19 protein-coding genes are annotated in these 19,383 nt (G+C 63.2%); 14 read left to right on the forward strand and 5 right to left on the reverse strand.

From position 1 onward, the window contains the following. The first annotated feature begins 7 nt into the window (after positions 1–7). From arcC to bfr, 8 genes are all read left to right on the forward strand, one after another. Positions 8–973 (forward strand): carbamate kinase, encoded by a 966-nt coding sequence (gene arcC, locus GA566_RS01490; RefSeq protein WP_160471322.1) that lies wholly within the window; start codon positions 8–10, stop codon positions 971–973. Between the two features lie 359 nt (positions 974–1,332). Beyond that, positions 1,333–2,628, forward strand: a complete 1,296-nt coding sequence (gene gshA / locus GA566_RS01495) for a glutamate--cysteine ligase (protein ID WP_137925989.1) — start codon at positions 1,333–1,335, stop codon at positions 2,626–2,628. A 102-nt stretch (positions 2,629–2,730) separates the two neighbouring features. Further along, entirely contained in the window at positions 2,731–3,684 is a 954-nt protein-coding gene (gshB, locus tag GA566_RS01500) for a glutathione synthase (protein WP_137925951.1), read from the forward strand. A gap of 121 nt (positions 3,685–3,805) precedes the next feature. Continuing rightward, on the forward strand, positions 3,806–4,261 hold the full coding sequence (locus tag GA566_RS01505) for a PTS sugar transporter subunit IIA (protein ID WP_137925952.1): 456 nt from the start codon (positions 3,806–3,808) through the stop codon (positions 4,259–4,261). After that, positions 4,230–4,499, forward strand: a complete 270-nt coding sequence (locus GA566_RS01510) for an HPr family phosphocarrier protein (RefSeq protein ID WP_137925953.1) — start codon at positions 4,230–4,232, stop codon at positions 4,497–4,499. Before GA566_RS01505 ends, GA566_RS01510 begins: the two co-directional genes overlap by 32 nt. Before the next feature lie 47 nt (positions 4,500–4,546). Next, positions 4,547–6,304: a phosphoenolpyruvate--protein phosphotransferase gene (gene ptsP / locus GA566_RS01515; RefSeq protein WP_137925954.1), complete on the forward strand. Its 1,758-nt coding sequence runs from the start codon at positions 4,547–4,549 to the stop codon at positions 6,302–6,304. 305 nt (positions 6,305–6,609) lie between these two features. After that, positions 6,610–6,852, forward strand: a complete 243-nt coding sequence (locus GA566_RS33645; RefSeq protein ID WP_370459255.1) for a bacterioferritin-associated ferredoxin — start codon at positions 6,610–6,612, stop codon at positions 6,850–6,852. A 179-nt stretch (positions 6,853–7,031) separates the two neighbouring features. Further along, positions 7,032–7,511 carry a bacterioferritin gene (gene bfr / locus GA566_RS01525; RefSeq protein ID WP_137925955.1) on the forward strand — a complete coding sequence of 160 codons (480 nt, stop codon included), beginning with the start codon at positions 7,032–7,034 and terminating at the stop codon, positions 7,509–7,511. Between the two features lie 225 nt (positions 7,512–7,736). Here bfr and GA566_RS01530 read toward each other — a convergent pair whose 3' ends face one another. The 3 genes from GA566_RS01530 to gpmA all read right to left on the reverse strand — a co-directional run bounded on the left by GA566_RS01530 (position 7,737) and on the right by gpmA (position 11,146). Further along, positions 7,737–8,498 (reverse strand): molybdopterin-synthase adenylyltransferase MoeB, encoded by a 762-nt coding sequence (locus GA566_RS01530; RefSeq protein WP_160471324.1) that lies wholly within the window; start codon positions 8,496–8,498, stop codon positions 7,737–7,739. 91 nt (positions 8,499–8,589) lie between these two features. Then, positions 8,590–10,197: a S41 family peptidase gene (locus GA566_RS01535; protein ID WP_137925957.1), complete on the reverse strand. Its 1,608-nt coding sequence runs from the start codon at positions 10,195–10,197 to the stop codon at positions 8,590–8,592. A gap of 202 nt (positions 10,198–10,399) precedes the next feature. Continuing rightward, on the reverse strand, positions 10,400–11,146 hold the full coding sequence (gpmA, locus tag GA566_RS01540; RefSeq protein WP_137925958.1) for a 2,3-diphosphoglycerate-dependent phosphoglycerate mutase: 747 nt from the start codon (positions 11,144–11,146) through the stop codon (positions 10,400–10,402). Positions 11,147–11,309: 163 nt separating this feature from the next. Here gpmA and GA566_RS01545 point away from each other — a divergent pair, with 163 nt between their 5' ends. From GA566_RS01545 to GA566_RS01570, 6 genes are all read left to right on the forward strand, one after another. Continuing rightward, the gene (locus GA566_RS01545; RefSeq protein ID WP_137925959.1) at positions 11,310–11,723 is read left to right on the forward strand and encodes a rhodanese-like domain-containing protein; all 414 of its coding nucleotides are present in this window, start codon (positions 11,310–11,312) and stop codon (positions 11,721–11,723) included. Positions 11,724–11,827: 104 nt separating this feature from the next. Beyond that, positions 11,828–12,085 (forward strand): glutaredoxin 3, encoded by a 258-nt coding sequence (gene grxC / locus GA566_RS01550; RefSeq protein ID WP_137925960.1) that lies wholly within the window; start codon positions 11,828–11,830, stop codon positions 12,083–12,085. A 1,254-nt stretch (positions 12,086–13,339) separates the two neighbouring features. Next, entirely contained in the window at positions 13,340–15,055 is a 1,716-nt protein-coding gene (gene ltrA, locus GA566_RS01555) for a group II intron reverse transcriptase/maturase (RefSeq protein ID WP_160471326.1), read from the forward strand. Positions 15,056–15,214: 159 nt separating this feature from the next. Beyond that, on the forward strand, positions 15,215–15,733 hold the full coding sequence (gene secB, locus GA566_RS01560) for a protein-export chaperone SecB (protein WP_137925962.1): 519 nt from the start codon (positions 15,215–15,217) through the stop codon (positions 15,731–15,733). A gap of 151 nt (positions 15,734–15,884) precedes the next feature. Then, complete coding sequence (locus tag GA566_RS01565; protein WP_160471328.1) at positions 15,885–16,910, forward strand: NAD(P)H-dependent glycerol-3-phosphate dehydrogenase; 1,026 nt, start codon at positions 15,885–15,887, stop codon at positions 16,908–16,910. 167 nt (positions 16,911–17,077) lie between these two features. Then, positions 17,078–18,058 carry a tripartite tricarboxylate transporter substrate binding protein gene (locus GA566_RS01570; protein ID WP_160471330.1) on the forward strand — a complete coding sequence of 327 codons (981 nt, stop codon included), beginning with the start codon at positions 17,078–17,080 and terminating at the stop codon, positions 18,056–18,058. Here the strand turns inward: GA566_RS01570 and trmL are convergent, their stop codons facing one another. Both trmL and GA566_RS01580 read right to left on the reverse strand, forming a co-directional pair. Continuing rightward, a complete protein-coding gene (gene trmL / locus GA566_RS01575; protein WP_137925965.1) occupies positions 18,059–18,529 on the reverse strand; it encodes a tRNA (uridine(34)/cytosine(34)/5-carboxymethylaminomethyluridine(34)-2'-O)-methyltransferase TrmL in 471 nt (156 codons plus the stop codon). Positions 18,530–18,579: 50 nt separating this feature from the next. Then, the gene (locus GA566_RS01580) at positions 18,580–19,359 is read right to left on the reverse strand and encodes a ComF family protein (RefSeq protein WP_237380016.1); all 780 of its coding nucleotides are present in this window, start codon (positions 19,357–19,359) and stop codon (positions 18,580–18,582) included. Between the last annotated feature and the right edge of the window lie 24 nt (positions 19,360–19,383).

Here is a 19,383-nt window from a genome sequence, read left to right on the forward strand (position 1 = left end):
GTCGAGCATGCATAACGTTGCGGACAAGGACGCGCCCATCGCGGTGATTGCGGTCGGCGGCAATGCACTGGCCCCCGAGGGCGGCGGCACGAGCCTGCACGACCAGGCGCGCGCGGCGGCCGACGCGGCCAGCCATATCGTCGATGTGGCGGAGCAGGGCTGGCGCATCGTGCTGACGCATGGCAACGGGCCGCAGGTGGGCTACATCCTGCGCCGGTCGGAACTGGCGATGGGGGAGGTGCCCCCGGTGCCCATGGACTATGCCACCGCCGATACGCAGGGCGCGATCGGCGACATGTTCCAGCGCAGCCTCTACAACACCTTGCACCGCCGGGGGGTTTCCACGCGCGTGGTGACGGTGGTGACCCAGGTGGTGGTCGATGAACATGACCCGGCCTTCCTGAACCCGACCAAGCCAATCGGATCGGTCATGGACGAGGCCACGGCGCGCCAGCGGGCACAGGCCAATGGCTGGAGCATCATGGAGGAAGCCGGTCGCGGCTGGCGCCGGTGCGTGGCGTCGCCACAGCCCAAAACCGTGGTGGAAACGGACACGATCCAGACGTTGCTGGCGCAGAACCACATCGTCATCGCCTGCGGCGGCGGCGGGATTCCGGTCACGATGGCCGAGGACGGCACGCTATGCAATCGCGAGGCGGTGATCGACAAGGACCTGGCGTCCGCGCTGCTGGCACGCCAGTTGGGGGCGCAGCGCCTGCTGATCGTCACGGCGGTGCCCAAGGTGGCGATCAATTTCGGCAAGCCCGAACAGCGCTGGCTGGATCACCTGACTGTGGCGGAGGCCGAGCGGTACATGCAGGAGGGGCATTTCGGCAAGGGATCGATGGGGCCGAAGATCGAGGCAGTGCTCGACTATGTGCGCGCCAACCCGCAGGGGGAGGGGATCGTGACCGACATTTCCAACATGGGCGCCGCACTGGCTGGCGCTGGCGGCACGCGAATCAGCGGCTGAATGGGCGTGGATGCAGTATTCGCAGAGTGCTTAAATCGGATCTTAAAAAGTCTCAATTGTCTTTAGGTGAGCGCGGGCATAGAGTGCCAGTGAGGCAGTTTCCTCCACCTGCAGAACGCTCCCCGTATCTGTCAGGCCATTTGAAAGCGCGGCGCCAGCCGCGCTTTTTTTTGTCCGCTTTTTCCCCTGCCCCTGGCGGGCGAGCCGCCCGCCGCCGCGGGGTTTGAAATAGGCGGATCGGCCCAATATCTTCCTCCCTCAAGCTGGCTCCGCATAAGGTTATTTGTTGTGGGCCAGCAGCCCCTTGGCCGTTCCCTTACAATCGGGGCGGACAATAAAGCTGAAAATTTAGGATGGATATGGTCCCGCACCTCATCACCGCGCTGAACGGTCCACTGCTCGAGCTGGAAAAGAAGATCCTGGACGCCACACCGTCCATCGAGCGCTGGTTCAGGCTGGAATGGCAGGAACATACCCCGCCGTTCTATTGTTCCGTCGATCTGCGCAATGCCGGCTTCAAGCTGGCCCCGGTGGACACGAACCTGTTCCCGGGCGGTTTCAACAACCTGGCGCCCGAAATGCTGCCGCTGGCCGTGCAGGCCGCCATGGCCGCGATCGAGAAGATCTGCCCGGATGCCAAGAACCTGCTGCTGATCCCCGAACGCCACACTCGCAACATGTTCTACCTGCAGAACGTGGCGCGACTGTCGCTGATCATGCGCCAGGCCGGCCTCAACGTGCGCCTGGGTTCGCTGTCCGAGGAAATCACCGAGCCCACCCCGATCGAACTGCCCGACGGCCAGACACTGGTCGTGGAGCCGTTGGCGCGCCTGGGTTCGAAGGGCCGCCGCCTGGGGCTCAAGGACTTCGATCCCTGCTCGATCCTGCTGAATAACGACCTCTCGGCCGGCATCCCGCCGATCCTGGAGAATATCAACGAGCAATACCTGCTGCCGCCGCTGCATGCGGGCTGGTCCACGCGCCGCAAGAGCAGCCACTTCGCAGCCTATGACGAGGTGGCCAAGAAGTTCGCCAAGCTGATCGACGTCGATCCGTGGATGGTGAACCCTTACTTTGCCCGCGCCACTGGCGTGAACTTCCATGAGCGCATCGGCGAGGAAGAACTGGCCGATTCCGTGGAAGGCGTGCTCAAGAAGATTGCCAAGAAGTACCGCGAATACGGCATCAAGGAGACCCCCTACGTGGTGGTCAAGGCCGATGCGGGCACCTACGGCATGGGCATCATGACCGTGCGCGATCCGTCCGAGATCAAGGGCCTGAACCGCAAGGAACGCAACAAGATGAGCGTGGTGAAGGAGGGGCTGGAAGTCTCCGACGTCATCATCCAGGAAGGCGTTCACACGTTCGAGAAGGTCAACGAGGCCGTGGCGGAACCCGTGGTCTACATGATCGACCGTTACGTGGTGGGTGGCTTCTATCGCGTGCACACGGGCCGGGGCAACGACGAGAACCTGAATGCGCCGGGCATGCATTTCGTGCCGCTGGCGTTTGCGCCGAACGGCATTCCGGACAGCCACGCCAAGCCGGGCGCGGCCGTGCCGAACCGTTTCTATATGTACGGCGTGGTGGCGCGGCTGGCATTGCTGGCCGCTTCGGTGGAACTCGAGAAGACCGACCCGAATCCGATCCTTTGATGCGCGGCGCGGTCTCCGCGGGCCGCCCGCCTCCCTGTCCGCCCCCGGTCCGGCTCGGCTGAGCCGGACGTTCATTTCCTGACGCGAACGCGACACCCCATCATGCGCATCCTCTTCATTACCGATCCGCTGGAATCCTTCAAGACTTACAAGGATTCGACCTACGCCATGATGAAGGAGGCCGCGGCGCGCGGCCACGAACTGGCGTTCTGCCTGCAGTCGCAACTCTCGCTGTCGGCAGGCGTAGTCGAGGCCGTGACGCGTCCGCTGGACCTGACCGACGACGCGCACGACTGGTTCCGCCTGGGCGATGCCGCCCTGACGCCCCTGGCCACGTTCGACGCCGTGCTGATGCGCAAGGACCCGCCGTTCGACATGGAATACGTGACCAGCACCTGGCTGCTGGAACTGGCCGAGAAGCAGGGCGCGCGCGTGTTCAACAAGCCGCAGGCGATCCGCGACCATTCCGAGAAGCTGGCGATCGGCCAGTTTCCGCAGTTCATCACGCCGACGCTGGTCACGCGCGATGCCGACCGGATTCGCGCCTTCCACGCCGAGCATCAGGACATCATCGTCAAACCGCTCGATGGGATGGGCGGCATGGGCATCTTCCGGGTGGGCCCGGACGCGCTGAACCTGGGTGCCATCGTCGAGACGCTGGGCGACAACGGGGCGCGGACGCTGATGATCCAGCGCTACATCCCCGAGATCAAGGCGGGCGACAAGCGCATCCTGCTGATCGGCGGCAAGCCGGTGCCGTATTCGCTGGCTCGTATTCCGCAGGGCAGCGAGATCCGGGGCAACCTGGCCGCAGGCGGCCTGGGCCGTGCGCAGGAACTGAGCGCGCGTGACCTGGAGATTGCCGAAACCCTGGCGCCGGGCCTGTGGAAGCAGGGCTTGCTGCTGGTGGGACTGGATGTGATCGGCGACTACCTCACCGAAGTCAATGTGACGAGTCCAACGTGTTTCCAGGAAATCGCGCAGCAGACCGGTTTCAATGTGGCGGGGATGTTCGTGGATGCGCTGGAAGCCGCGGTGGCAGCCGAGCGGCGCTGAGTTATCCACGAAATTTGGCAATCCGATGCGGAAGTGCCACAGTGGGGATCTCAGCCATAAAGACGGGAAGGGGCCGTAAGGCTGCCTGCTACAATTCGCAGCAGTCCAACGGATTCACATCATGGCCGGAATTCTGATCATCGCGCATGCGCCGCTAGCCTCGGCGCTGCGCGATTGTGCTGCCCACGTGTACTGCGGCCAGCCACCCCGGCTCGCAGCCATCGACGTGGCCGCCGACGCCGACCCGGCAGCCGTGCTGGCCGAGGCGCGCCGCGGCCTGGAAGCCGTCTGCGAAGAAAACGGCGCGCTGGTGTTGACCGACATCTTCGGTGCCACGCCCGCCAACATCGCCGCCAAGCTGGCCGAGTCAGGCCGGGTCAAGGTATTGGCAGGCGTGAATCTGCCGATGCTCGTGCGCGCGATCTGCTATCGCACCGAAAAACTCGACCAGCTGGCCACCAAGGCCCTCGCCGGTGGCGCCCAGGGGGTGCTGCAGGTGGGTACCACCTCAGTCCAGAACCAAACCGCAAATCATCCCGACAAATATGCTGCAGAGGGACACAACCATCATCAATAAGCTCGGGCTGCATGCCCGTGCGTCCGCCAAGCTGACACAGCTCGCCGGAAAGTTTACAAGCCAGGTCAAAATGTCGCGAAACGGTCGCCAGGTTGACGCCAAGAGCATCATGGGCGTCATGATGCTGGCCGCCGGCATCGGCTCGACGGTTTCTATCGAGACCGATGGCCCCGACGAGCAGGAAGCGATGGATGCGCTGCTGGCGCTGATCGCCAACCGGTTCGGCGAGGGCGAGTGAGTGTCGCCACAATAAAAATTTCTTAAACGTTCCTGACGGAGCGGGTCATGCCCTTTGCCTTGCACGGCATTCCGGTTTCGCGTGGGGTCGCCATCGGGCGCGCCCACATCCTGGCGCCCGCGGCGCTCGATGTTTCGCATTACCTGGTCGATGAGGATCGGCTCGATGCGGAAGTAGAGCGATTGCGCGCGGCGCGTGCCGCCGTGCGCGCCGAGCTTGTCACGTTGAAGCGCGACCTGCCGCGCGATGCGCCCGAGGAGATGGGCGCGTTCCTGGATGTCCACGCGATGATCCTCGACGACGAGGCCCTGTCGCGCGAACCCGAACAGTTGATCCTGACTCGCCGCTACAACGCGGAGTGGGCGCTGACCACGCGGCTCGAAGAGCTGATGCGCCAGTTCGACGAAATCGAGGACGAATACCTGCGCGAGCGCAAGGCCGACATCCAGCAGGTGGTGGAGCGGATTCTGAAGGTGCTGGCCGGCGCGCCTGTGCTGGCCCCGGCGCCTGTACCGGCGCTGGCGCCCGATGGCGAGGCGGCACCGGGCGTGATCGTCGTGGCCCACGATATCGGCCCCGCCGACATGCTCCAGTTCAAGCACACGATGTTCCACGGCTTCGTGACCGACCTGGGCGGGCGCACCTCGCACACGGCCATCGTCGCGCGGAGCCTGGATATCCCGGCCGCTGTCGGCGTCAAGAGCGCCAGCGAGCTGATCCGGCAGGACGACTGGGTGATCATCGACGGCGATGCCGGCCTGGTGATCGTGGATCCGTCGGCCATCATCCTTGAGGAATACCGCCACCGCCAGAGCGAACGCGCGCTGGAGAAGAAGCGGCTGCAGCGCCTGCGCCATATGCCGGCGGTGACGCTGGACGGGCTGGAAATCGAACTGCTGGCCAATATCGAACTGGCGGAGGACGCCGGCGCAGCGCTGTCCGCCGGTGCCGTGGGCGTGGGTCTGTTCCGTTCCGAATTCCTGTTCATGAACCGGCGCAGCGAGATGCCGGACGAGGAAGAGCAGTTCCTGGCCTATCGCAACGCCGTGGAGGCGATGCACGGCTTGCCGGTGACGATCCGCACCATCGACGTGGGCGCCGACAAGCCGCTGGACGGACTGAGCGATGATTTCGAGACGGCACTGAACCCGGCTCTGGGACTGCGCGCCATCCGCTGGTCGCTGTCGGAGCCCGGGATGTTCCTGACGCAGTTGCGCGCGCTGCTGCGGGCGTCGGCCTTCGGACCGGTTCGCCTGCTGATTCCGATGCTGGCCCATGCCAGTGAGATCGATCAGACCCTGGACCTGATTGCGCAGGCCAAGCGCCAGTTGGACCAGCGCGGCCTGCCGTACGACCCTGGCATCAAGATCGGCGCCATGATCGAGATTCCGGCCGCCGTGCTGATGCTGCCGCTGTTCCTCAAGCGCATGGATTTCCTGTCGATCGGCACAAACGACCTGATCCAGTACACGCTGGCCATTGATCGCGCCGACAACGCCGTGGCGCATCTCTATGACCCGCTGCATCCGGCCGTGCTGCAACTGATCGCCCGCACCATCCGCGAAGCCAACCACGCCGGCGTGCCTGTGGCGGTCTGCGGCGAAATGGCAGGAGACCCTGTCATGACGCGACTGCTGCTGGGCATGGGTCTGCGCGAGTTCTCGATGCACCCGGCGCAATTGCTCCGCGTGAAGCAAGAGATCATCCACGCCGACTGCGAGCGCCTGTGCAAGGTCGTGGATCAGATCCTGAACTGCTACGAACCCGACGAACTGGCCAGCGCCCTGAAGCAGCTGGCAGCGTGAAGGCGGCCGAGCCAACCAACCCTTCCTTGTGAAGGGTTTTTTTACGTTGGCGTTTTACCGATTGCGCCACTTTTCATCAGTGAAAGTGCGGCAATCGATCCTTGAAATTGTCCAGACAATGCGTCGCGTGCACGGCAGTTCTCATTCGTTTAATGGGAATTGTTATCATTTTGGTTCTCTGTTATTCTGCCTCTCATCGCGTTCGGCATGCCGGTGCCGACGCTGCTCCGCAGGAGGCTTTTGTGTACGTTTGCATTTGCAACCAGGTTACCGACCGTGAGATTCACGGCGCTGTGCATCTTGGCGTGACCACGATGGACGAGCTTGCCGAAACGCTTGGCGTAGGAACCTGCTGTGGCCGTTGCCGCGATTGCGCGAAGCAAGTGCTGTGCGAAGGCGTGGCCGCCGTACAGGATATGAAGGTCTCCAGCCTCTCGGCCATCAAGGTCGTGGAAATTTCCGTTTGTTCGACTGCTTCGTCACATGCCATAATCGAGGCTCGTGACCCGGCAGTTGCGAACGATCAGCGCACGGCGCTGGTTGCCTGAAGCCTTTTTTGGCTGAGTTAGCTCACTTAGCACAGCGAGACTGTTCACAGAACAAAGCGTGAATTGAGAGGCGCGCCCACGGAGGATATCCGCGGCGCGCTTTGTTGCTTGCGTGTTTTGTCGTGCTGGCCTTCGTGGAAGCCGGGTTCATTGTTGTCTGCAATCCAACAGGAGCCCCCATGAAAGGTGACAAGAAGGTCATCCAGCATCTGAACGCCCAGCTCAAGAACGAGCTGACCGCGATCAACCAGTATTTCCTCCACGCACGTATCTATCGCCACTGGGGCCTGAAGAAGCTCGGTGATGTCGAGTACAAGGAATCGATCGGCGAAATGAAGCACGCCGACCGCCTGATCGACCGCATCCTGATGCTCGACGGCCTGCCGAACCTGCAGGACCTGCACAAGGTGATGATCGGCGAAGACACGCCCGAGATCCTCAAGTGCGATCTGAAGCTCGAGCAGACTGCGCACGGCACGGTCAAGGAAGGTATTGCGTATTGCGAGTCGGTCGGTGACTACGTCAGCCGCGAACTCCTGGTCGATATCCTCACGGACACCGAGGAACATATCGAATACCTGGAAACGCAACTGGACCTGATCGACAAAGTTGGACTGCAGAACTACCTGCAGTCCCAGATGGAGCCGGGCGCGCAATAAGCGCGCCGGTCCACGGCCGGCCGCCTCCGGAAACGGGGTGGCGGGTCAGGCGCGTGGCGCAGGATGGCGCCGCGCCCGAGTGTGAAGCGGTGCAATAACCTTTCTCATTCGGATTCTTGTCTTCATCCAGTCGTTCGTCTTTTGCGACGCATCGCGCCAGTCACGGCGACCCAACGGGGAGGGGGCTCCACCGACGGGTCGCCGGCAGCACCGGCGCCGACCCTCTCAGTTCCCCTCGGTTTTTCCGCCACAGACTTCGCAGCCGGGGGTGCGTGCGAGCCGCATCGTGGTCCATTCCATCGACAGTGCATTGACCATCAGCAGCCGGCCCGAGAGGGTCTGACCGACGCCGGTCAGCAGCTTCAAAGCCTCGGCGGCCTGGACCGTACCGACCATGCCGACCAGCGGCGCGAAGACGCCCATCGTGGCGCACGCGGCTTCGGGAGCGGGTTCCGATGGCGGGAACAGGCAGGCGTAGCAGGGCGCGTCGGGCTGGCGCAGGTCGTACACACTGACCTGGCCATCGAACCGCAACGCGGCGCCGGACACCAGCGGTTTTCGATGTGTCAGGCAGGCGCGGTTCACAGCCTGTCGCGTTGCAAAATTGTCACAGCAGTCCAGCACGACATCGGCCTGCGCCACAAGGGCGTCCAGTTCGGCATCGCCCACGCGTTGCGGCACCAGGCGGATGTCGATATCGGGATTGATCCGCAGCAGGCCCTCACGCGCTGACTCTACCTTGGGGCGGCCGACGTTGGCCGTGGTGTGCAGGATCTGGCGCTGGAGGTTGGTCAGGTCCACCTCGTCATCATCGACGATGGTGATCCGTCCCACGCCAGCCGAGGCCAGGAAGGGTAGTGCCGCAGCGCCCAGGCCTCCCGCGCCGATGACCAGCGCGTGGCCGGCCAGCAGCCGTTGCTGGCCTTCGATGCCCAGTTCGTCCAGCAGGATGTGGCGCGAGTAGCGCAGCAACTGATCGTCATTCATGGCTCGATACCAATGAAAACGGCCCGACGGTGCGATACCGTGGGCCGTGAATATGGGCGAAAACGCGCCGCCGCAGCCGCGCGCCTTCTGCTTACTTCTTGCCGGTAGGCGTGCCCAGCGGCTGGCCGATCGGCGCGCTGGCAGGCGGCTGGCTGGCCGGTGCCGCAGGCTTGGCGGGCGCCGGCTTGGCAGCGGGCTTCGCGGCCTTGCCGTCCTGCTTTTCTTCCTTGGTGTCCGGCTTGCCGGCGGTGCCAGTGGCTTCCAGGCGTGACTTCGAGCGTTGCACGGGCTTGCCGTCGAGCTGCGCGATGGCCTGCTGCAACATGAAGTCCTCCGGCGAGCCGAACTCCACCGGCTTCTTCTTGCGTTCCTTTTCGCGCTCTTCAGCCGTCTTCTTCGAGTTTTCTTCTTCCAGGCGACGCAGTTCGTCCACGCGGCGACGCTCGCGTTCGTTCATTTCCGGCTCTTCCGATTCCTGCTTGTTGTGCAGGTGGCGCTCGGTGTCGATCTCGCGCGTGATCAGTGCGTCATCCGGATCGCCTTCGGGATTCTGGTCGACCGGGATGTCAGGACGGATGCCCTTGGCCTGGATCGACTTGCCCGACGGCGTGTAGTAGTACGCGATCGTCAGCTTGATGCCGGTGTCGTTGGTCAGCGGACGCACGGTCTGGACCGAGCCCTTGCCGAACGTGGTCTTGCCCATGATCAGCGCGCGCTTGTGATCCTGCAGCGCGCCGGCCACGATTTCCGAAGCCGATGCCGAGTAGGCGTTGGTCAGCACCACCATCGGCAGCTTCTTGAACTGCGGCGGCAGATCCTTGAGCGGATCATCCTCGAGCGACGAGAGGCGATAGTTGTTGAACGTTGCCTTGTAGACGCGCTTGGCGTCGGGCACCTGGCCGTTGGTGGACACCACCGTGGAATCGTCGGGCAGGAACGCCGCGGCCACGCCGACCGCGCCCTGCAGCACGCCGCCACCGTTATTGCGCAGGTCCAGGATGATGCCCTTCAGGTTCGGGTTCTTCTCCGCCATTTCCTTGAGGCGGCGGCCCAGGTCGGCCACGGTGCGCTCCTGGAAGCTCGTCAGGCGTACCCAGCCGATGGTGTTGTTGTCGAGCATCTTGGTCTTGACCGACTGCACGCGGATCTCGGCGCGCGTGATCGAGACCGGGAACGTGCGTTCCTCGCTCTTGCGATAGATGGTCAGCGTAACCTTGGTGCCCGGCTCGCCCCGCATGCGCTTGACCGCTTGCTCCAGCGGCAGGCCGCGCACCGGCTTGTCGTCGATACGGGTAATCAGGTCGCCCGGCTGGATGCCAGCGCGGAAGGCCGGCGTGTCCTCGATCGGGTTGATGACCTTGACCAGGCCCTCTTCCTGCGAAATCTCGATACCGAGGCCAGCAAAGCGGCCGCGCGTGCCTTCCTGCAGTTCCTTGAAATCCTTCTCGTCGAGATAGGCCGAATGCGGATCGAGGCTGGCGACCATGCCCTTGATGGCTTCGGTCAGCAGCTTCTTGTCGTCCACGGGCTCCACATATTCGCGTTTGATTTGCCCGAAGATGTCGGACATCAGCCGCAACTGGTCGAGTGGCAGTGGCCCGGAGGAATTCTGGGCCGTGGCCGAGATTTGCAGCGTGGCCAGCACGCCGGCAACGACGCCGACCGAGACGAGGCTAATGTTCTTGAGCGTCTTACGCATGAGGGCAGCCTGAACGTGTGAGGATTTTTGCAAGGTGAAATCCAGCCGAAGGCGGAGGGCGACCGGCGCGGATTTGACCGACAGTATAAGAGCGTGCGCAGAAAAAGGCCTGCGGGCCACCAGACCACGGTGGGGGTGGCCACACAACGGGTGCAGCGCCTACCCGGACGCAGTCCGGGCCGGCGCTGCGGCGCACCGGTTGTCAGCGGGCCTTGCCCTGGTTGGCCACGGCGGCCAGCGACGCGGCGATGGCCGCCTGGTCACCCAGGTAGTAATGGCGCAGGGGGCGCAGGTCGGCGTCCAGCTCGTACACGAGCGGGGTACCGTTGGGAATATTGAGGCCGACGATGTCGTCATCCGAAATCTGATCGAGGTATTTCACCAGCGCGCGGATGCTGTTGCCATGGGCGGCAATCACCACGCGCTTGCCCGCTTTGATGTCCGGAGCGATGGATTCGTTCCACAACGGCATCACGCGGGCCACGGTGTCCTTCAGGCATTCCGTCAGCGGGATCTGCTCGCGCGGCACATTGGCATAGCGGGGATCGTCGAACGAGGCGCGCTCGTCGGTCGGCTCCAGCGCAGGCGGCGGGGTGTCGTAGCTGCGGCGCCACACCAGCACCTGGTCGTCGCCGTATTGCTTGGCGGTTTCCGCCTTGTTGAGTCCGGACAGGGCGCCGTAGTGGCGCTCGTTCAGGCGCCATTCATTGCGCACCGGAATCCACATCTGGTCCATTTCGTCCTGGACGTGCCACAGCGTGCGGATGGCGCGCTTGAGCACCGACGTATAGGCCACATCGAAGCCGAAACCGGCTTCCTTGAGGAGTTGGCCGCCCTGCTTGGCCTGGGCCACGCCGGTATCGGTCAGGTCGACGTCGACCCAGCCGGTAAAGCGGTTTTCGAGGTTCCACGTGGATTCGCCGTGGCGGATGAGGACGAGCTTGTACATTGCAGCTTCCAGGGTAGTAGGTAACCTGTGGCGCCATCGAGGCTATCGAGGCTCTGGGCCGGCGGGTCGGCGCGGGTGCGCGAAACACGACCTGCAAATATCGGCGCTGGCGCGAAACCGCGTATTTTATAATGCCGCCGACCCAACCCAACGGAATGCCAACGTGAATTTCTTCGCCGATTACAACAACCTGGCCCTGATCGCGATCGCCGTGGTCTCGGGCGGCCTGCTGGCCTGGCCGCAAATCAAGGCCGGTACGGGCGGCAAGCGTCTGAATACGGCTGCCGCGACGCAGCTGATCAACCGTCGCAATGCGGTGGTCGTGGATATCCGCGACGCCGCCGATTTTGCCAAGGGTCACCTGCCCCAGGCCAAGAGCGCGCCACTTGCCGACCTGCCTGGCCGCGCTGCCGGCCTTGCAAAGGACAAGGCGGTCCCCATCATCGTGGTGTGCCAGACGGGCCAGCGCTCGAGCAAGGCCCAAGCAGCGTTGAAGGAAGCCGGTTACAGTGAGGTCTACGCGCTGGAGGGCGGCCTGGCTGCCTGGCAGCAGGCCGGCCTGCCGGTCGTCAAGTAAGCACGAAAGCAAAGCCCCATTTTCGAACGCAGTCGCGGCGCGGTATTGCCCGGGGTGCCCTGGGTGGTCCGCGCCGTTGTTTTTTTAGTCAAAGGAGAACCCGCATGGCCCGCGTCGTCATGTACAGCACGGTTGTGTGCCCGTATTGCCAGATGGCCGAGCGCCTGCTCAAGCAGCGTGGCGTGCAAGAGATCGAGAAAGTGCTGATCGACCGTGAACCCGGCCGCCGCGAGGAAATGATGACCCGCACCGGCCGGCGCACCGTACCGCAGATCTACATCGACGATACCCATGTGGGCGGCTTCGACGACCTGTCGGCGCTCGACCGCCAGGGCGGACTCGTGCCCCTGCTCGCGGCCTGAGGTTGCTCCGACCCACGCGGCATGCCGTGCGGCGGCAAATCAATAGACGATTCTGATTCTGCCGCCGTACGGTGAATTCGACATCGGCGTCATGTACCATATGCGCTTTCGTGCGACACGCACTTCGTGTCCGGCAGCTCTACGTTAAGAGCATCGACCTCTGTTGAGACAAGGTGAAGGCTTCGGCCTGAACCGTCCAATCTCAACCATTTCTTGCTTTGACAAGCCCGGCCGCAAGGTTGGAGCGAGTCCATGTGTTGCGGGAAGGCCAGCTTATCGGCTAACTCGCAGCTTGCTATTTGCTGGATGGATGTCCAGCCATTGCCCAAAGGCGGGGACGCTTGCCTTTGGGCAGATTCCCTATAAACGCCCCTCTCAGGAGGGCGCGGGCTAACTCGCAACAGCCGTTTGTTGCGCAAACGCCACATAGCTTTCAAACCGATCCAGCAGGATCGGCGCTACGCCTATGGGACGGAACGCGCCCGCAAGGGCTCCTCTTCCGTCAAGCGCCTGTTAGTACTAAGGCACTGAAGTAATGAAGTGAGGTTTCCCGGAGCGTATAGCTCTGCGCGTTATGGTTCGGTCGAACACGCCCGCGAGGGTGCCTCGATAGAGAACCTGTCATGCGACTGACAGTAGCCTAGGGAGACATGCGTCACTGGCAACGGTGGGGTGTGAAGCTTTCCTGACAACGTAGCCCCCGCAAGGGTGCGTCCTTATCGTGAGATAAGGGCGCAGAGACTCCGAGCAGCAATGGGGTCAAGGAGCCAGGCTGGCTGGTATGGGTAATGTAAGTGAACTGCTGATAAACGCCGTGAATATGACGGTGCCTAAGCTGCTGCGTGGCACTAACCAAAAGGTACGTGGTCGGATATTCCGCTGGAAGCTCGGAATACGTCGCTGTAAGACCACCGGCGAAGAGGCAGGCCCTAACCCGGTCTTGTAACGTGCAGGGAACGTGGTAAGCCCGTATGGCTGCCGGGGCGCTGTATGGCTCTGGCAAGCGAACCGCAAGGAACGCCGTTGGCTGTGCGGGTATGGGAGGTTGGAGAAAGCGAACGTCGGGCTGTAATGGTCCGGATAGGGGTTGAAACATCATCCCACGCGAAAGCGGGCAGACTTCCAACTGGTCTTTCGTCGCAAGACGGCTGACTGAACTCGCTTGTTTAATTTTCTTCCCTTGGGGGGTGACATACCCCGCAAGGGGCATGTTGTCTCTGCTAGTTTGGGAAGTCCTCAAGATAGGAGAGCAGCATGGAAGCATTGATCCGAGAGGATGAATCTGCGCCCTCCGGCATTCCGCAGCGATGGGGCGACATCAATTGGCGCCGCGTCGAACAGAATGTTCGAGCAATGCAGATTCGAATTGCGAAGGCGACACAGGAACGGGACTGGCGCAGGGTGAAAGCTCTGCAACGGTCTCTGACCCGCTCGTTTTCCGCCAAGGCATCGGCGGTGCGACGAGTGACGGAGAACCAAGGTAAACGGACGGCAGGTGTCGACCGCGAACTCTGGGACTCGCCTGAAGTTCGATGGGTAGCCATCGGACGGTTGAGACGCCGGGGATATCGGCCCATGCCATTACGGAGGGTCTTCATCCCCAAAGCCAACGGAAAGGAACGCCCACTGGGTATCCCGACCATGTTGGACCGGGCCATGCAGGCGCTATATCTGCTGGCGCTGGAACCGGTGTCCGAGGGGACGAGCGATCCGAACTCTTATGGGTTCAGGTCCAATCGTTCTACGGCGGATGCTATGTCCCAGCTATTCGTCAACTTATCCAGAAAGGTCTCGGCCTCATGGATATTGGAGGCGGACATCCGCGGGTGTTTTGACCATATCAGTCACGACTGGCTGGAGCGCAATGTCCCTATGGACAAAGCGATCCTTCGGAAGTGGTTGAAAGCTGGCGTGGTATTTCAGGGCCAGTTTCAGGCGACCGAAGCCGGTACGCCACAGGGGGGCATCATCTCCCCGACCTTAGCCAATGTGGCGCTGAACGGACTGGAACAACAGCTAGCTCGGTTTCTCGAAACCACGCTGGGTGTCAACCAGACCCGGAAGCTCAAAGTAAATGTTGTGCGCTATGCGGACGATTTCGTGATCACCGGCAGCACGCCGGAAGTTTTGGAACACGAGGTGAAGCCGTGGGTGGAACAGTTCCTCGCAATTCGAGGGTTGTCCCTGTCCACGGAGAAAACGCGGATCGTGAGCATTGACGAGGGTTTTGACTTCCTTGGGTGGAATTTCCGGAAGTATTCCGGAACGCTGCTCATTAAGCCAAGCAGGAAAAACGCGCAAGCGTTCTATCGCAAGGTTAAGGAGGTTATCAGTGCTAACAAGACGGTAAAGCAGGAGGTCATCATTCGCCTGCTGAACCCGATGCTGAGAGGCTGGGCGCAGTATCACAGCCCGGTAGTGGCAAAAGAAGCGTTCAGCAAGATGCAGAGCCGAGTTTTCCGGGCGCTGCTCTGGTGGACAAAACGGCGACACAGAGGGAAGAACGCCGAATGGGTGCGGAAGAAATACTTCGCTTCGTTTGGTGATCGAAACTGGGTGTTCGGGACTGAGTTTGTGGAAGACGATGGGGAACGGCGCTGGCAGGAGTTGTATTCGCTTGCTAGCACGGCCATCAGACGGCACAAGAAGATTCGGGGGGACTTCAATCCTTTCGATCCAGCGCAAGAGATGTATGGCGAAAATCTACGCCGGGACCGCATGCTGGAAAGCATGTCTCACCGGAAACAGTGGATCAGGCTATATGTCGATCAGCGGGGCTTATGCGCAGTGTGTCAGTGCAAGATAACCAAAGAGACCGGGTGGGATGACCATCACATCGTCTACAGAACCCACGGAGGTTCAGACGCTCTAGGAAATCGAGTATTGCTGCATCCCAACTGCCACGTCCAAGTGCACCATCATGGTCGAACCGTTGTGAAACCGGTGCTGGAGATGTCCAGCATTTTGTAAGGGCTTGAGCCGTATGCGGGGAAACTCGCACGTACGGTTCTTAGGGGGGAGCAAACCAGCAATGGTATGCTCCTACCCTCCCAACCGCCGGCCGGCGGATCTAGACCGCCGGCAGCGCATGGCGCAGCGCGCCCAAACCGATCCATCCGGAAGCCTTTCATGAGCGACCAGCAACAAGCTACCCAGCAGGACGACCAGCCCTTCTTCAACATCCAGCGCGTGTACCTGAAGGACATGTCGCTCGAGCAGCCGAACTCGCCGGGCATCTTCCTCGAATCGGAAGCGCCGTCCGTCGAGGTGCAGGTCAATGTGGGTGCCGCCCAGCTGCAGGAAGGCATTTTCGAAGTCGTGGTGACCGGCACCGTGACGACCAAGGTGCAGGACAAGGTTGCCTTCCTCGTGGAAGCACACCAGGCCGGTATCTTCGATATCCGCAACGTGCCCGCCGAGCAGCTCGACCCGCTGCTGGGCATCGCCTGCCCGACCATCCTGTACCCGTACCTGCGCGGCAACATCGCCGACGTGATCACGCGTGCCGGCTTCCAGGCCATCCACCTGTCGGAAATCAACTTCCAGGCACTGTACGAGCAACGCCTGCAAGCCGCGATGGAAGAAGCACAAGGCCAGGGCGCAGAGTCGGGCATCGTGCTGCCGGACGGCAGCCAGGCTCGCCACTGATTGCGTCACTGATCAGACGCGTGATCCGAATCGCATTCGGATTTCGGCAAACGGGGCTTCGGCCCCGTTTTGCTTTGTCGGGCGCTGATCGATCCGTTGGCGTCCATACTGTCGCCATGACACTGCTCACCGCCAATCTCGCGGAACAGCCATGAAAATCACGATACTCGGTGCAGGCGCCTGGGGCACCGCGCTGGCCAGCCACGCCGCTGCCGATACCCGCCACGATGTGGTGCTCTGGGGCCGCGACGCGGACCAGTTGGCCGCCATCTTCGCCACCGGCATCAACGCGGCCTACCTGCCAGGCGTACCACTGTCCGGACGTCTTGCTTACGATCCCGATTTCGACCGCGCCGTAGACCATGCGGTGTCGGATGCCAATGGCCTGTTGATCGTCGCCACGCCCGTGTCGGGCCTGCGCGAGATGACGCGGCGACTGGCTGCGCGCCGCAAGGGGCCGTTGGCCATGCTCTGGCTCTGCAAGGGGTTTGAAGCGGAGACACACGCGTTGCCGCACCAGATGGTCCGCGAGGAACTGGATGCGCTTGGCGTGGCACCTGGCGAGATCGAGTACGGCGTGCTGACCGGTCCGAGCTTTGCCCGCGAAGTGGCGCAGGGACTGCCGTGCGCGCTGACCGTGGCTGGCACCACGCACGCGCTGACGGATCGCGCGCAGGCGGCCTTCCACCATCACGCGATGCGCATCTATGGCAGCGACGATCTGACCGGCGTCGAAGTTGGCGGCGCGGTCAAGAACGTGCTGGCAATTGCCACGGGCGCAAGCGATGGCCTGGGTCTCGGACTCAATGCCCGCGCGGCGCTGGTCACGCGTGGACTCGCCGAAATGACGCGCCTGGGGTTGGCGCTCGGTGGGCGTACGGAAACCTTCATGGGTCTCGCCGGCATGGGCGACCTGATCCTGACCGCCACGGGCGACCTTTCGCGCAATCGCAAGGTCGGCCAGCAACTGGCGGGCGGCAAGACGCTTGAGCAGATTCTGGCGGATCTTGGTCATGTGGCCGAAGGCGTGCGTTGCGCGCAGGCCGTGGCCGCGCTGGCGGGACGATTGGGTGTGGAGATGCCGATCACGCGGGCTGTGTGTGCGGTGCTGTTTGAGGGATTGCCTGTGGCGGATGCCGTGGCGAGGTTGTTGCAGCGGGATGCGCGGGATGAGTGAAATCCCTGCGCTGTCTCTGTTGAACTGCTAGCCCTCTCCCCCGCCCCTCTCCCGCAGGCGGGAGAGGGGAGCAAACCGATTGGGTCCGATATGCCCGTGGTTTCTCCCCTCTCCCGCGACGCGGGAGAGGGGCTGGGGGAGAGGGCAGGCGCATCTCTTTCGAAAACATGCCAACCCGCCGCCAATCCCTTCAAGCCCTGCTCGCCGTCACCACCGCGAGCGCTTTCCCCGCCTTCGCCAACGATACCTGGCCCAGCCGTCCGATCCGCATGATCGTGCCGTTTCCTGCCGGGTCTTCCCCCGACCTGATTGCACGCATCGTCACGGAGAAACTGGCCCATGTGCTGGGCCAGCCGGTCGTCGTGGAGAATCGGCCCGGGGCGGGCGGCAATATCGGCACGGGACTCGTCGCCAAGGCAGCCCCCGATGGCTACACGCTGCTGTTCACGATCAATGGGCCGCTGGTCACCGCGCCGTCGCTGTACCGGAACCTGAGCTACGACCCGATGAAGCAGCTGGCGCCGATCACACTGGTGGCCACGTCACCCAATGTGTTGGTGGTGGATGCAAAGCTGCCGGTGCATAACCTGCGCGAGTTCGTGGCGCTGGCGAAGTCGAAGCCGGGCGCGCTGAACTATGGGTCGGTCGGCAATGGCAGCGCCGCGCATCTGGCGATGGAGCAGTTGAAGGCCATGGCCGGGATCGATCTGGCGCATGTACCGTATCCCGGCTTTCCGCAGATCACCACGGCCATCGTGGGCGGGCAGGTGCAGGCGGGTTTCATGGTGCCGGCGATTGCGATGCCGATGGTCAACGCCGGAAAGTTGCGGCTGCTGGCCGTGACGACGACTGGGCGCACAGCGCTGCTGCCCTCGGTGCCCACGGTTGCGGAATCGGGCTATCCGGGATTCGAAGCGATCTCGTGGCAGGCCATTCTTGCGCCAGCGGGTACGCCGGTATCGATCGTGGATCGGCTCTATCGGGAACTGGTGAAGATCATCGGCAGCGAGGACGTGCGCGAGCGGATGCGGGCGCAGTACTTCTCGCCAGCCGGCACGGCGCCTGCGTCATTGCGACAGATGATGGCGCTGGAGAAAGCGCGCTGGGAGCGCGTGATCCGCGCGGCGGGCGTCACGCCCGAGAACTGATCAGGCGCCGCCTGCGTAGCCGTTCTGGCGCCAGGCTTCGAAGACCACCACGGCCACCGTGTTCGACAGGTTCAGGCTGCGGTTGTCGGGGCGCATCGGCAGGCGGATGCGCTGCGCAGCAGGAAACCACTCGCGGCGTTCCGGCGCCAGGCCGCGTGTTTCCGAACCGAACACGAACCAGTCGCCCGGCTGGAAGCTCATCTGCGCGAAAGGCGTGGAGCCATGCGTGGTCAGCGCGAACATGCGCGACGGGTCGGGTTGCTCGGTAGCCATCAGCGCCTCCCAGTTCTCATGCACGCGCATCGGCGCGAACTCGTGATAGTCGAGTCCGGCGCGGCGCATGCGCGCATCTTCCAGCGGGAATCCCAATGGCTTGACCAGATGCAGCTGCGCGCCGGTATTGGCGCACAGGCGGATCACATTGCCGGTGTTCGGCGGGATTTCGGGTTCGACCAGGACGACGTTGAACATGGGATGGACTCGGGAAACGGGGCGCAGCTTACCGCTTACCGGCGCGGGTGTCACGGCGTGCGCAGTGCCGCGATGGCCGTGACGCGCGCCGCGCCGTGCGCTTTCAGCACTCTGGCGGCTTCGCGCAGCGTGGCGCCGGTTGTCATCACATCGTCAATCAGGCCGACATGGGTGCCAGATACGGCCCCGGCATCGCTCAGCCCAAACGCATCGCGCAGGTTGGCATGCCGGGACGCGAGATCGAGTGCACGCTGGCTTGGCGTGTCGCGGTCGCGGACCAGCTGGGTTGCAGAACTGGCGATGCCGAGCTGCCGGGCCAGCGGCCGGGTGATCTCCCATGCCTGATTGAATCCGCGTTCTGCCAGGCGGTGTGATGAAAGCGGGATGGGCAGCAGCAGGTCGGGGAGGGGCGTCGCGCGAAGCTGGCTGGCCAGTTGCACAGCGATCCACCCGGCGGCGGGCAGCCGGGCGCCGAACTTGAGCCGCAGGATCAATCGGTCGAATGGAGCGGCGTAGTCGCCAAGCGTCAGCGTGGCGTCGATCGGATCGTCGTCGGCACAAGTGCCACACAGGCCCACACTATCGGGCATGGCGCATCGGGGGCAGCGTGGCACGGGCCGCAGCAGCGCGTCCGCGCAAGCGGTGCAGACCACTTCACGCTGGACCTGCTCGCAGATCAGGCACGCCGACGGCAGCAGATCTGGCCACAGGCTTGTCACGTGATCGACGAGGGCCGCTCCGGCAGCCTTCCATCCGCGCGCGTATACTTCGGGGCCTGCCCGGCCGCCTCGCGCGGCCTCGTCCATGGAAGGTGCGACAGTTTGTCGCATCGCCCGCTGATCCCCATCCGTTTC

It is taken from the genome of Cupriavidus sp. SW-Y-13, from assembly GCF_009793345.1.
Taxonomy (GTDB): domain Bacteria; phylum Pseudomonadota; class Gammaproteobacteria; order Burkholderiales; family Burkholderiaceae; genus Cupriavidus.